The 13,840-nt window shown below is 70.4% G+C and carries 11 protein-coding genes; 5 read left to right on the top strand and 6 right to left on the bottom strand.

Annotated features, from left to right (window positions below):
* Nucleotides 1–28 precede the first annotated feature (28 nt).
* Complete coding sequence (locus tag AC3IPY_RS00315; RefSeq protein ID WP_489186010.1) at nucleotides 29–484, top strand: winged helix-turn-helix transcriptional regulator; 456 nt, start codon at nucleotides 29–31, stop codon at nucleotides 482–484.
* A gap of 45 nt (nucleotides 485–529) precedes the next feature.
* Here AC3IPY_RS00315 and AC3IPY_RS00310 read toward each other — a convergent pair whose 3' ends face one another.
* Both AC3IPY_RS00310 and AC3IPY_RS00305 read right to left on the bottom strand, forming a co-directional pair.
* A complete protein-coding gene (locus AC3IPY_RS00310) occupies nucleotides 530–1,534 on the bottom strand; it encodes an acetylxylan esterase (protein WP_489186009.1) in 1,005 nt (334 codons plus the stop codon).
* Between the two features lie 112 nt (nucleotides 1,535–1,646).
* Nucleotides 1,647–2,585, bottom strand: a complete 939-nt coding sequence (locus tag AC3IPY_RS00305; protein WP_489186008.1) for a DNA-3-methyladenine glycosylase family protein — start codon at nucleotides 2,583–2,585, stop codon at nucleotides 1,647–1,649.
* A gap of 83 nt (nucleotides 2,586–2,668) precedes the next feature.
* Here AC3IPY_RS00305 and AC3IPY_RS00300 point away from each other — a divergent pair, with 83 nt between their 5' ends.
* A complete protein-coding gene (locus AC3IPY_RS00300) occupies nucleotides 2,669–3,373 on the top strand; it encodes an SOS response-associated peptidase (protein ID WP_489186007.1) in 705 nt (234 codons plus the stop codon).
* A 6-nt stretch (nucleotides 3,374–3,379) separates the two neighbouring features.
* Here the strand turns inward: AC3IPY_RS00300 and AC3IPY_RS00295 are convergent, their stop codons facing one another.
* Complete coding sequence (locus AC3IPY_RS00295; protein WP_489188384.1) at nucleotides 3,380–4,660, bottom strand: choice-of-anchor A family protein; 1,281 nt, start codon at nucleotides 4,658–4,660, stop codon at nucleotides 3,380–3,382.
* A gap of 131 nt (nucleotides 4,661–4,791) precedes the next feature.
* Between AC3IPY_RS00295 and AC3IPY_RS00290 the strand changes: the two genes are divergently transcribed.
* Together AC3IPY_RS00290 and AC3IPY_RS00285 are read left to right on the top strand one after the other, a co-directional pair.
* Nucleotides 4,792–5,217, top strand: coding sequence for a pyridoxamine 5'-phosphate oxidase family protein (locus AC3IPY_RS00290; protein ID WP_489186006.1), 426 nt, complete (start codon nucleotides 4,792–4,794; stop codon nucleotides 5,215–5,217).
* On the top strand, nucleotides 5,214–6,527 hold the full coding sequence (locus AC3IPY_RS00285) for an ion channel protein (RefSeq protein ID WP_489186005.1): 1,314 nt from the start codon (nucleotides 5,214–5,216) through the stop codon (nucleotides 6,525–6,527). Before AC3IPY_RS00290 ends, AC3IPY_RS00285 begins: the two co-directional genes overlap by 4 nt.
* A gap of 84 nt (nucleotides 6,528–6,611) precedes the next feature.
* Here AC3IPY_RS00285 and AC3IPY_RS00280 read toward each other — a convergent pair whose 3' ends face one another.
* From AC3IPY_RS00280 to AC3IPY_RS00270, 3 genes are all read right to left on the bottom strand, one after another.
* Nucleotides 6,612–8,945, bottom strand: a complete 2,334-nt coding sequence (locus tag AC3IPY_RS00280) for an arylsulfatase (RefSeq protein ID WP_489186004.1) — start codon at nucleotides 8,943–8,945, stop codon at nucleotides 6,612–6,614.
* Nucleotides 8,946–9,164: 219 nt separating this feature from the next.
* Nucleotides 9,165–10,982: a glycoside hydrolase family 3 protein gene (locus AC3IPY_RS00275; RefSeq protein ID WP_489186003.1), complete on the bottom strand. Its 1,818-nt coding sequence runs from the start codon at nucleotides 10,980–10,982 to the stop codon at nucleotides 9,165–9,167.
* A gap of 4 nt (nucleotides 10,983–10,986) precedes the next feature.
* On the bottom strand, nucleotides 10,987–12,297 hold the full coding sequence (locus AC3IPY_RS00270; protein WP_489186002.1) for an MFS transporter: 1,311 nt from the start codon (nucleotides 12,295–12,297) through the stop codon (nucleotides 10,987–10,989).
* A 141-nt stretch (nucleotides 12,298–12,438) separates the two neighbouring features.
* Here AC3IPY_RS00270 and AC3IPY_RS00265 point away from each other — a divergent pair, with 141 nt between their 5' ends.
* Nucleotides 12,439–13,707, top strand: a complete 1,269-nt coding sequence (locus AC3IPY_RS00265) for a TetR/AcrR family transcriptional regulator (RefSeq protein WP_489186001.1) — start codon at nucleotides 12,439–12,441, stop codon at nucleotides 13,705–13,707.
* Nucleotides 13,708–13,840 lie beyond the last annotated feature (133 nt).

Here is a 13,840-nt window from a genome sequence, read left to right as displayed (position 1 = left end):
GGTAAGCTGCTTACTTATGGTTAGTGCAATGACGTCGAACGATCCAGCGGATGCCGCGGCATCCGCTCTTCTCGCAGGGCTCACCGAACCCGTCGACGACCTCGCGCAGCACCGCGCCCGCCTGCACGAGCTCGGGCACATCGACGATGAGGCGTGCCGGCGCTTCCAGCGCAACGTCGAGTTCACGGGGCGCAAGTGGAACGCGGCGATCCTGCTCGCGGGGGTGCGCGGGGCGCGCCGGTTCAGCGAGTACCGCATGACGGTCGACGGCATCTCCGACCGGCTGCTCGCCGCCCGCCTGAAGGAGCTCGAAGACGAGGGCGTGCTCGAGCGCCACGTGCGGGCCACCACGCCGGTGACGATCACCTACACGCCGAGCGCGGCAGGGCTGCGCCTCATCGAGGTGCTGCAGCCGCTCGTCGAGTGGGGCGCCGAGCGCGAGGCGACGCGCGCCGCGGCGGCTCCGTCCCGCGACGCCGGCTGACCGCCCGCCCGCCGCGCCCCGCCCGCCGCCCGCCCGCCCGCAGGCTCAGGCGTCGCGGCGCGCGAGCTCCTCGGCGAGCCAGCGCGCCTGTCGCGGCCAGTGCGCGCCCGCACCGCCCTCGTGCTCGTTGAAGGCGTACTCGACGATGTCGGCCGACGCGGGCGCCCGGCCCGACGATGCCGCGCCCCATCGGTTGCGCGCGGCATACACGGTGGAGGGCGGGCAGACCGGGTCCATGAGCGCCACCGAGAAGAGCCCGGGCGCCGTGGCGCGGGCCGCGAAGTTCACGCCGTCGAAGTACGAGAGGGTCTCGAAGACCCGCTCCGCGGCCCCCCGGTGCACGGCGAGATAGCGCACGATCTCCTGGTACGGATCCCGCTCGGTCAGCCCGACCGCACGCTCGAAGTGGCAGAGGAACGGCACGTCGGGCATCGCGCCGACGAGGCCCTCGCTGAGGCCCGCCGCGGCGATCGCGATGCCCCCTCCCTGGCTGGTGCCGGTGACGCCCACCCGACCGGCGTCGACCTGCGGCAGCGTGCGCACGGCGTCGACCGCGAGCGCCGCATCGGTGAACACGCGACGGTAGTAGTACGTCTGCGGGTCCTCGACGCCACGGGTCATGAACCCGCCGGCCGACGGGCCCGAGCCGTGCGGATCTGCGGTCACGCCGCCGGTACCCCACCCGCTGCCCTGACCGCGCGTGTCCATGAAGAAGTGCGCGTAGCCCGCGCTCGCCCAGGCGAGGTGTTCGTGCGGCAGACCTCGACCGCCGTTGTAGCCGATGAACTCGACGACCGTCGGCAGCGGGCCGGTCGCGCCCGCCGGCACGGTGAGCCAGCCGCCGACCGGATCGCCGCCGAACCCGCTGAACGTGACGTCGTACACCTCGACCGTCGTGAGCCCGGCGTCGACCCTCGTGAGCCGTGGCGCTTCGGCGAGCGCCCGCGACTCGGCGAGCGTCGAGCGCCAGAACGCATCGAAGTCGGCGGGCTCGGCCACCTCGGGGCGATAGGCACGCAGGTCGGCGGGAGACAGGTCGAAGCGGGGCATCGGCTTCCTTCACGATCGGATGCCACGACCCGGCCGTCGTGGCGACGCCCAGCGTAGCCGGGGTTGCGCGACCTCGCCGCGCACGCGCCCGCGCGCGTGCAACCCGCACGCGTCAGATCGCCCGGTGGTCGACGAACGGCATGCGCGGTCCGCGCTTGGGCTTGCCCGCGACACCCGCGAGGCCGAGCAGCCGCACGACGCGCTGCCGATGCCCGGCCCACGGCGTCATCGCCTCGAGCATCTCGTCGTCGGTCATGTCACGGCCCCAGAGGGCGTGACCGAGGTAGTTCGCGAGGTGATAGTCGCCCACCGCGAGCGCGTCGGGGTCGCCGAACGCGCGCTGGGCGACCTCGGCCGCGGTCCAGACGCCCACACCCGGCATGAGACGAAGGCGGGTCGCAGCATCCGCGGGGCTCATGCCGGCGGCCTCCTCGAGCCGCTTCGCATACCGGGCGACGCTGACGATCGTGCGCGAGCGCCGAGGGTCGACGCCGGCGCGGTGCCACTCCCACGAGGGAATGCGCGCCCATTGCTCGGCCGTCGGCGCCACCTTCAGGCGACGGATGCCGCCGCTCGACGTCGTCAGCGCAGGCCCCGGCGCCTCTTCGCCGAACCGGTGCACGAGGGCGCGCCACGAGTCGTGCGCCTGCAGCGTGATGACCTTCTGCTCGAGGATCGCGGGCACGAGCGCCTCGAACACGCGGCCGGTGCGCAGCATGCGCAGGCCGGGGTTGCGCCGATGCGCGTCGGCGAGCAGCTCGATGCGCGGCTCGAAGCCGCTGGGATCGTCGCCGTCGCCGAGCACGGCGGATGCCTCGTGCACGGCCTCCGCCGCCCCCGGCCCCCAGGCGTCGACGCGCAGCTCGTCGCGCGCGACCTGCACGTAGCGCACCGTCGCGACGCCCGAGCCCGTGCGCGTCGCGCGCCACACGGCGCCGTCGACCGAACGGTGGAACGTGGGGTCGCCCGGCCCGCGCCGGAGCGGCCCGATCGTCTGCCGGAGGTCGGTCGGATGCCTCGGGCTCCAGGTGCGGGACTGCTCGGCGATCACGCGTCCAGTGTGACCCCGCCCGCTGACAGTCGCCAGAGCGGATGCCTCGGGCGGATGTCGGCGGCCGGGTGCAGACTTGACGCATGTGCGGGCGATTCGCGAACGACGCCAAGGTCGATGAGCTCATCCAAGAATTCGTGGCGGGCGGCGGTGACTACCGAGACTGGCGGCCGCAGTACTCGATCGCCCCGACCGAGGTGATCCCCATCGTGCGCGAGCGGGCGAACCGCGAGACGGGCGAGATCACGCGCATGCTCGATGCCGCCGCATGGAACTTCCATCCCCCGTTCCTCAAAGACGCCAAGCGCCCGCAGTTCAACACGCGCCTCGAGACCGTCGCGACCAACGGCCTCTGGAAGGGCGCGTTCGCGTCGTCGCGCTGCCTCGTGCCCATGCGCGGCTACTACGAGTGGACGGGCGAGCCCGGCAAGAAGCGCGCCTGGTTCCTGCACGGCGACAAGCCGCTGCTCGCCGCGGCCGGCATCTACACCGTGCGCAAGGTCGACGACGAGTGGCAGGTGTCGACCTCGATCATCACGCGAGAGGCGACGGATGCCTCGGGCGAGGTGCACGACCGCATGCCGGTGTTCCTCGAGGCCGACTTCTGGGGCGAGTACCTCGACCCGGGCAAGCTCGACGAGGCGGGCAAGGAGCGCATGGTCGACAAGCTCGCTTCGGAGTCCGATTCAGTCGGCGCGACGATCTCGGTCTACGAGGTCGATCGGCGGGTCAACAACTCGCGCGCGATCGACCCGGCCGACCCGACGCTCATCGATCCCCTCGGCTGATTCCGCTCAGATCCTGCGGCGACGTGCGGTGAACGCCGTGAGGGCACCCGCGCCGATGAGCGCGGCGCCGATGGCCATCATCGCTCCGGCGGGCGACCCCGACTCCGCCAGCTCGGCGGGCGCGGCGGTGGGCGTCACGGTCGGCGTGACCGTCGGGGTGGCGGGCGCCGTCGTCGGAGTGTCGGTCGTCGGCGCCGGGGTCGTCGTGGTCGGCGGCGCCGTGGTCGTCGTCGGGGGCGCCGTGGTCGTGGTCGTCGGCGGCGTCAGGCAGTCGATCTCGCTGCGGAACGGGTACGCGTGGAACTCCACACCGGTGGTGGTCTCCGGGGGCGACTGGTGGACCAGGTCGCCCGCGACCTCGATGCGGCCGTTCGTTCCGGCGATCGAGATCGTCGTCGTGCTCGCCGGGTTGCCGACGAGGATCGACCCGGGCAGCTGGGCGCCGCCCGTGATCTCGACCGTCGTCGCATCCGGGAAGTTCGTGACGATCTGCTGGGTGATGTCGGGATCGAACGTGTTCGAGCCGTTGATGAGCCAGCTGTTCACTGAGACGAAGGCGTCGTCGCCGGTGACGTTGATGATGACGGTCGCCCCATCGGGCACGTCGGCACCGGTGACGGCCACCTGGTCGGCACCGACGGTGCTGTCGACCGTGAACACCTGCGGGTCGCTCACGCCGTCGCCGGCGAACGTGGTGAGCCCGAATTCGGTGGTCACGGTGCCGGTCGCGGGCAGGTCCGCGAAGCATTGCGAGAGCGCGGTGACGTTCGCGACGCGGTCGGCGAACGCCGAGGCGCCGTCGCCCTGCTCGACCGTGGCCCCGGCGATGACGGACGGCGTGCCGGTCAGCGTACCGCCGTACTCGACGTTGCCGACGATCGGTTCGAAGTCGGGGAAGCCGGTGTCGCCGCCGACGATGAGGTTCGTGCCGTCGGCGATGTTCACGTCACCGCCGACCGTGAGCATGGTCGACCCGCTGGGCGGCGGAACCCGCGAACCCACGCCGGCGACGCCGAGGTTGTAGGAGCCGACCGAGCTGAAGTCGGCATCGCCGAGCACGACGAGGTTGCCCTCGGTCTCGGCCGCCTGCGGCTCGGCCGAGAAGTCGCCGCCGACGAAGACGTTCACGCCGTCGTCGAAGCCGACGACGCCGCCGTTGTTCGGCACCGACCATGCCGGCGGGCACTGGTCGCCGAGGCAGGGGTCGAGCGGCGTGTTGCCGTCGACCTGCACGGCGAACGCCGACGGGATCGAGCCGATGACGAGCGCGACTCCGGCGAGCGCCATCGTCACGCCGGACACGCGTTTGGCGACGCGGACGCGTCGGGATGCATTTCGGGTATGCACGGCCACGAGCTTCCTCCCCCTGGAGCAGATCGAGTCGTGCACCAGCGTAGCCCGCATGCCACGATGACCCTATGGACCGTTCTTCACTCATCGACTACGTCCGCGATCACGGCGACGCCGTCGTGAGCACGCTCGGGCCCGATGGCGCACCGCAGTCCGCGTACCTGAGCATCACGGCCACCGACGCCGGCGAGTTGGTCTTCAATGCCCGGGGCGGCTCGCGCAAGATCGCGAACCTCCGCCGCGATCCGCGCGTGGCGGTCACGGTCGGCGGCCCAGACGACACGACCCTGCAGGCGCAGGGCACCGCCGAGGTGCTCGAGCCCGGCGGCGTCGAAGCGGCGCGCTGCGGCGCGGCGTACCGGCGGGCGTTCCCGCAGTTCAGCGAATCGTTGACCAAGGCCGAGTTCGACCTTGTGCGCGTGCGCCTCGACTGGGCCCGGTTCGGCGACTACCGCGAGCACGCGGCGGTCTCGGTGGAAGTCGCTCTCTCGTGAGCGGCGTCGCCGACGTCCCGGGCAATACGGGGCCCGGTGTCCGACGACTGGTCGCCCTGTCCGTGCCGGCGATCGCGATCGGCGCAGGCTCGGCGCTGAGCCTCTGGCTGCTGAACGGCCTCGCCGAACTGCTGCAGGCCTTCCTCTGGAACACGCTGCCCGCCTCGTTCGGGGCCGACGAGGCGACGCCGTGGTGGATCTTCACGGTCCTGACCCTGACCGGCGCCGCCGTCGGGGCCGTGGTGTGGCTCGTACCGGGCCACGCGGGCCAGGACTCGGCGACGACCGAACTCGCCGGCCCGTTCCCGGGCCTCAAGGCCCTCCCGTCGCTCGCGATCGTCGTGGTCCTCTCGCTCGCGGGCGGTGTGAGCCTCGGGCCGGAGAACCCGATCATCGCGATCAACGCGGCGCTCTCGATCGCGATCCTGGCGCGCCTCGCCAAGGTGCCGGCGGAGCAGATCGCGGCCCTCGCGGTGGCGGGGACGATCGGCGCGCTCTTCGGAACGCCGGTGGCGGCGGCACTCGTGTTCACCGGCATGGTCGGGGCGATGAAGTCGGGCGGCTCGCTCTGGGACCGCCTGTTCCTGCCGCTCGCGGCAGCCGGAGCCGGGGCGGCCACCATGGACCTGCTGGGCGGCGCGAAGATCGCCTTCCAGCTCGAGCCCATGGGCGACCTGCAGCCGATCTACCTCCTGACCGGGCTCGTGGTGGCCGCGGCATCCGCCCTGCTCGGCATCGCGGCGGCGTGGGTCTTCCCGTACGTGCATCGCGCATTCCATGCGCTGCCCAACCCGTTCATCGCGATCACCCTCGGCGGCATGGTGCTGGGCGTGCTCGGCATCATCGGCGGCCCGATGACCCTCTTCAAGGGCCTCGAACAGGCCGGCGAACTGCTGACCCATCCCGATGCCTACTCGCCGGGGCAGCTCGCCGCGTTCGCGGGCATCAAGGTCGTCGCGCTGCTCGTCGCAGCGAGCGCCGGATTCCGCGGCGGCCGCATCTTCCCGGTCGTGTTCGTCGGCGTCGCCCTCGGCCTGCTCGGATACGCGCTGATCCCCGACCTGCCGATCTCGCTCGCGGTCGCATGCGGCGCCATGGGCATCACCCTCGTGGCGACCCGCGACGGGTGGATCTCGATCTTCATCGGCGTCGCGCTCGTCGGCGACATGGCCGTGATCGCCCCGGTCTGCCTCATCACGCTGCCGATCTGGCTGATGGTGACGAAGGCCCCCGAGCTCGTCATCGCAGCGAAGCCGGTGGATGCCGCGAACGTCGGCGAATCGCGCTGGCGCACGACTCCGCGCTGGTAGGCCGCGCGCGTCCTGTCAGGATGCCGAACGGCCCGATCGCACAGGGCGACCGGGCCGTTCGGAGCAGGGATGCTCGGGGCCGGGCTACTCGCGCGCGAGCGCCGCGGCGGCCTCGAGCTCGAGGTCGAGGTACTGCTCCTCGCTCACGTCGATGCCGACGCCCAGCAGCTTTCCACCGGTGAAGGGGAACGGGTTGGTGTACTGCCCGCTCACCGCATCCGCACTGTCGAAGCCGATGCAGAGACCATCACCGCACAGCGTGAACTTGCCGACCTGCGCACGCATCGGCCCCTCGGCGACGACCTGGTCGTCGACGTAGAGCTTCGCCGCGCCGATCGACTCGCCGTGCTCTCCGGCGCTCTCGCGGATGAACTCCATGCCGAGCGCGTGCGGCCCCGGCGTCAGGACGCCGGACGTGAACGTCTGCTCGGGCGGGATGCCGAGGAAGTTGTACACGTAGTTGAGCTTGCCGTCCTTGATGAAGAGGGCGTGCCCGCCGAAGCGCGAGCCGTGGGCGAAGATGACGCCCTCGGTGCCGTCCTCGACGACGACATCGCCGATGATCTTGAACGACCGGCCGCGCACGTTCACCGCCACGGACTCGGGCACCGCGGTCGTGCCCGGGTAGTACACGTAGCGGGTGCGCGGCGGCTCGGCCTGCGGGCGCTCGATCGTGAGCTGCTCACGGGCGGGGCGGTCGTCGAGGGGGTAGACGAAGTTGTCCTTCGCCTCGATCTCGAACGCCTCGATGAGCTCCTTCAGCTTCTCGGGGTGCTCGGCTGCGACGTTCTTCGACTCGGACCGGTCGGAGTCCACGTGGTAGAGCTCCCACTCGTCCTCGTCGAAGCGGCCGGGCCCGGTGAGCGGCGCATGGATCGTCGACGCCTTCCAGCCGTCCTTCCAGATGCCCCGGGTGCCGAGCATCGAGTAGTACTGCACGTGCTTCTCGGTGGGGCCGTCGGGTGCCTCGTCGAAGGAGGACTTCATCGAGACGCCGGGCAGCGGGCGCTGCGTCACGCCGCGATAGGCATCGGGGAACTCGATTCCGATGACGTCGAGGATGGTCGAGACGACGTCGACGGAGTGGTGGTACTGGTGGCGGATCTCGCCCTTCGCCTTGATGCCCGCCGGCCAGTGGATGATCATCGGGTCGCAGGTGCCGCCCGAGAACTGCGAGTAGCGCTTGAACATCTTGAAGGGGGTCGAGAACGCCGCGGCCCACCCGGTCGGGTAGTGGTTGTACGTCGCCTGCGAACCGAGCACGTCGATCTTGTCGAGGTTCTCTTTCAAGTCGTCGGGGAACCCGTTGAAGAACTTGTTCTCGTTGACCGACCCGTCGGGGCTGCCCTCGCCCGAAGCACCGTTGTCGGCGCAGTAGAAGATGAGCGTGTTCTCGAGCTGGCCCGACTCCTCGAGATAGTCGATGACCCGGCCGATCTCGACGTCGGTGTACTCGCTGTAGGCCGCGAACACCTCGGCCATGCGGCTGAACAGGCGCTTCTCGTCATCGGACAGCGAGTCCCACGGCTTGACGTAGTCGGCGGCGTTCGCCTGGTCCTCGGGCATCGGGTTGAATTCCGTGAGCTCCGTGTCGGCCGGCATGATGCCGCGCTCGACCATGCGCTCGAGCACCCAGGTGCGGTACGCGTCGTAGCCGTCGTCGAAGAGGCCCTTGTACTTCGCGATGTACTCGTCGGGCGCCTGGTGCGGGGCGTGGTTGGCACCGGGGTTGTACCAGGTGAACCACGGCTTCGACGGGTTCGACGACTTCTGATCGCGGATCATGCGGATGGCCTGGTCGGCGAGGTCCTTCGAGAGGTGATACCCCTCTTCCGGCGTGTACGGCGCCTCGATGAAGCGATTGTCCTCGACGAGGTCGGGGTACCACTGGTTCGTCTCGCCGCCGAGGTAGCCGTAGAAGCGGTCGAAGCCCATGGCGAGCGGCCACTGGGACTTGCTGCCGCCCGACGAGATGTCCTCTTCGGGCACGTTGTGGTTCTTGCCGACCCAGAACGTCGAGTAGCCGTTGTCCTGGAGGACCTGGCCGATGGTCGCGCACTCCGCCGGGATGCGTCCCGAGTAGCCCGGGAAGCCGTTCGTGCCCTCCATGATGACGCCCATGCCGTTGGCGTGATGGTTGCGGCCGGTGAGGAACGTCGACCGCGTCGAGGAGCAGATCGAGGTCGTGTGCCACTGCGTGTACGTGAGGCCGTTCTCGGCCAGTCGATCCAGCGTCGGCATGTTGACCCGACCGCCGTACGGCGACCACGACGCCATGCCGGTGTCGTCGTAGAGCACGACGAGCACGTTCGGCGCCCCCTCGGGCGCCCGCTTCAGTTCGTACGGCTTCCAGTCGGGAATCGAATCCCGAACGTCCACCTTGATCGTGCCCGCGAACTCCGCGCGTTCCTCCGACATCAGCTCACCCCTCTGGTCTTCGGGGCATCCATGCCCCGCCTCCCAACCTATGGGGGACGGCGTGCATGAGGCCACCCTGATCGGCATCCTCCCAGCCCTCGATCAGCGGTTCGAGCGAGGTTCGCGCACCGGGCGCGACGACAGCGGCCCCGCGGCATCCGATCGGATGCCACGGGGCCGTCACGGCGAGCGGATGCCGCGAGCCGTCGTCGCGTGAACCTACAGGCTCAGCCCGTGGCCGAAGCGGAAGAGCGGGTCCTTCGTGTCGAACGGCACGTCTTCGCGGCTGGCCTCGACGGCCGCCATGCTGGACGGCAGGTCGAACGGCAGCTTGCCCTGAGGCGACGCCGCGCCGGTGAGCACGTCGAGCACCGCGTTCGAGCTGGCGCCGTAGTTGGCCACGATCGCCGCGACCTCGCCGACGAACGGCGTGAGGATCGCGGGGCGGTCCAGGTGCACGTCGACCACGGTCGGAACCGCGGCCGCGACCTCGCGGATGTGCGCGACGGCCTCGTCGGTGAAGTCGAGCGAGCCCTGGTGGAAGAAGTTCTCGAACGTCGACGAGCGCTCCTCGAACGGGGCGTGGGTGCGCAGCACCGCGACATCCGCTTCGGCCGGCGTCTCGACGACCGTGCCGTACTCGGCCGCGACCTCGGGCGAAATGCCCTCGACGTAGAGCTTCAGACCGCGCGCGAGGGGCAGCGTCGGCGCACCGGCATCCGTCGTGGTGTTCGTCAGCACCGTGATCGAGGCGCGCTGCGCGGCCTCGCCGGCGGCGACGAACTCCGCGGAGCCGACGACGACGCCGGCCTGCTCGACGTCGACGTAGGGCTGGTCGAAGAGACCCAGCACGAACTTCTCGCGCAGCAGGCGGCGGGCCGACTCGTCGAGACGGGCCTCGCTCACCTCGCCGGACTCGACGAGCTCGACGAGCAGCTCGGGAATCGCCTCACCGCCGAACTGGTCGACGCCGGCCTCGAGCACCTTGACCACGCGCTCGCGCGGCGTGAGGTGCTCGACGCCCCAGGCGCGGGCCGGGAACGGCTGGCCGAAGATCTCGGCGTCGGAGATGAGGCCCCAGTCGGTGCAGACGATGCCCTCGAAGCCGAAGCGCTCGCGCAGCAGGCCCGTGATGACCGACTTGTTGAAGCCGAAGCCGACCTCTTCGTACTCGGTGCCGACGGGCATGCCGTAGTACGGCATGATCTGGCGGGTGCCCGCGGCGAAGGCGTCCTCGAAGGGCTTGAGGTGCAGCTCGAACTCGCCGCCGGGGTAGACCTGCTCGCGGCCGTGGGCGAAGTGCGCGTCTTCGCCGTCCATCTGGGGGCCGCCGCCCGGGAAGTGCTTCGTCATGGTCGCGACCGAGCCCGGCCCGAACGACTCGCCCTGGAAGCCGCGGATGTAGGCGGCGCCGAGCTTGCCCGTGAGTTCGGCGTCCTCACCGAACGTGGCGACCTGACGGCCCCAGCGCGGCTCGGTCGCGAGGTCGATCTGCGGGTGCAGCGCGACGCGGATGCCGACGGCGGTGTACTCCTGGCGCGCGATGTCGCCGAAGCGCTCGACGAGCTCCTCGTCGCGGATCGCCGCGAGGCCGATCGTCTCGGGCCAGCTCGAGAACGGGCCGGCGAGCATGCCCGCGAGCGGGTTGTCGCTGAACGAGTGGCGCGGGTCGGTCGAGATCGTCACGGGGATGCCGAGCCGCGTCGAGGCGGCGAGCTCCTGGAGCCTGTTGTGCCACTGCGCCATGAGCTCGGCGCTCGGCGCGGAGCCGATCACGTTGAAGTGCGTCATGCCCTTGCCGACGACCTGGTCGCGGTTCGAGGGCAGCCCGAATGCGGGGTTCGCCTCGGCGAGCTCGCCGTCCTGGCTCAGTGCGATCATCGTCTGGAAGAAGAGTCCGGCCTTCTCTTCGAGCGTCATCTGGCCGAGCAGGTTCTCGACGCGCTCGTCGACGGGCAGGCTCGCGTCGCGATAGGTCGGGTCGACGGGCAGGTCTGCGGATGCCGCGGCATCCGTGGTGCGGATGGTGTCGGTCATGGTGTTACTTCACTCCCTTGATTCGGTACACGAGGATGGCGCCGGCGAGTGCGACGAGGGCGCCGAAGAGGTAGAAGGTGCTGTAACCGCCCAAGGCGGTCGTGGCGCCGAAGGCGATGATCGCGGGCGCGATGACGGGCGCGAGCGACTGCGGCAGCGCGTTGGCCATGTTCAGCACGCCGAGGTCCTTCGCGGTGTCCTTCGGGTTCGGCAGCACCTGGGTCGCGAGCGCGGTGTCGACCGACATGAACGAGCCGGCGCCGAAGCCGATGACGGCCTGGGCGACGAGCACCATCGGGATGCTCGGGGCGAACGCGAGGATCACGAGGCCGAGCACCATGACCACGCCGGCGACGGCGACGAACGGGCGCCGCTTGCCGATCCTGTCGGACAGGATGCCGCCGAGCGGGCCCGAGATCGCCATGGCCACCATCGACGCGAGGTTCGCCATGAGGATCGTGCCGATCGCGTCCTGCTCGCTGAGGCCGAACTGCTCGGTCAGGTAGAACGGCAGGAAGGTGGCGATGCCGGCGTAGCCGAACATGATGAGGAACTTCGTCATCCAGGTCCAGCCGAAGTCGGGGTGCTTGCGCGGGTTGAAGACGAACGAGCCGAAGAACTCCTTGACGCCGTAGCGCTCGGCGGGCTTCTCGGTGAGCACGCGGTCCTCGAGCGTGAAGACGAAGAGCAGCACGAGCGCCGTGGCGATGAGGGCGGGCACGACGAAGCGGCTGACGTCGTCGGCGAGGAAGTTCACGAGGAAGCTGCCGCCGAGGATGCCGAGCGGGGTCGTCAGGCCGACGATGCCCGACACCTTGCCGCGCGAGGTGACGGGCACCTGGTCGGGAACGGTCGCGGTGGACGCGGCCATGACGCCGTTCAGCGCGGCCTGCACGATGCACCAGCCGATGAGCACGACCCACACGCTCGTCGCGACGCCGATGAGGGCGAAGGCGGCGAGGCCGACGAGCACGCCGCCGAGCATCCACGGACGGCGCATGCCGAAGCGCGAGACCGTGCGGTCGGAGAGCCGGCCCACGAGCGGGTTGCTCACGAGCGCGAAGAGCGCGCCGACGCCCATGATGAGGCCGAGTGCGTTCGTCGCCTCCTCAGGCGAGGAGGTGATGTGCTGCACCTTGAAGGCCATCGAGACGAGCACCGGCGTGAGCAGGGCGAGGAAGAGCCCGAAGTTCGCCATCGCGAGCGTGGGGATGTAGCCCTTGGGGGCCTTGCCGGTCTGCCCGGCGGCACCCGCGGTGTCGACGGGCAGCGTGCTGCCCGGGGCCACCGTCTCGGTGAGTGACGACTCCGTCATCGTGGTTCCTTCCAATGAAAACCGAGCCGTCCTTGGCTCTCGCATGAGAGTACAGGAATCTCGACCGTGTGGTAACTGAAAGCCGTTCGCGTGGTAACTCGGGTGTGGGAGGATGGAGGCCGCCGGAGATTCGGGAGACCCATGAGCCAGACCACGACCGCGGATGCCGCGACCGTCGTCGCCGCTCGCACCGCGGCCCCTTCCTCGGGCCGGGCCGCCGCCACCGCGCGAACACGGGCGAACATCCTCGCCGCGGCATCCCGCCTCTTCATCGATCGCGGATTCAGCGCGGTCTCGGTGCGCGACATCGCGACCGAGGCCGGCCTCTCGCACCCGGGCGTGCTGCGGCATTTCGCCTCGAAAGATGAGATGCTCCTCGAGGTCGTCGAGCAGTTGGCCGGGCAGAACGCCGACTGGTTCGCCGGCATCGAACCCGGCCTCGACCTGTTCCCCGAACTCGCGCGCCGCAACGCGACGATCGAGGGCTACCTCCCGCTCTTCAGCACGCTCGCGGGCGAGGCGACGAGCACGGAGCATCCGGCCCATGCGTACTTCCGCGAGCGGCACGCCGACATCCGCGTACGGTCCGCCGCGCTGTTCCAGTCGGCGATCGACGACGGCACGCTCCCGGGCGGGTCCGTCGCGGTCGATGAGGCGAGCCGGCTCGCCGCGGCCTGGGACGGCCTGCAGCTCATCTCGCTCTACCTCCCGGGCAGGTTCGACCTCCCCGCACTGCTCGAGGCCCACCTCGACCGGCTCCGGGGGCGCGTCCCGGCGCAGGCGCTGGTGCCGGGCTCCACGGGGTTGCCGCTCTTCCCGGTCGGCACGCCAGACGACGCGGGCTACGCACCGGGGAGGGCGCGGCGGCTCCAGATCGTCCGCGACGCCTCGGACCTCTTCGCGAGCCGCGGATTCCACGCGACGAGCCTCCGCGAGATCGCCGAGCGCGTCGGCATCTCCAAGTCGACGCTGCTGCACCACTTCTCGAGCAAGGAGGAGCTGCTCGGCGCGGTCATCGCCCGCCGCGACGCGACGATCGACATCCGTTCGGAGTTCGCCGTGATCGGCGACCCCGGGCAGATGCTCGACGACCTGCCCGAGTCGGCGCGCCACGCCGCACTGCAGGAGCCCGGACTCATCGAGCTCTACGCGGTGCTCTCGGCCGAGGCCGCGGCGGCCGCGCACCCGGCGCACGCGTACTTCGAGCGCCGCTTCGACTGGGCCATCGAACGCTTCACGCGGCTCTTCGGCACGGCCTCATCGGTGCTGCGCGACGACCTCGATCCCGTGTTCGAGGCCCTCTGGCTCGTCGCCCTCTGGGACGGCCTGCAACTGCAGTGGCTCTACGACCCCGAGCATGTCGACGTCGGAGCGCATCTCGCCGCGCACCTGCACGGGCTCCTGCGCTGACGGTCGTCGCCGGCCGTCTGGTGCAGCCGGATCAGCACAGCGCCTCTGACCGTGCGCTGCGACTCACCCCGCGCCGAGCGGTGCTAGGTCAACCTCGCGGCCCATACGTACGCATACGAGCATTACCCTGAAT

This window comes from Agromyces sp. GL_144 (genome assembly GCF_057834305.1).
Note: the sequence above shows the minus strand (reverse complement) of the source record. Positions and strands in the feature narration are given on the sequence as shown.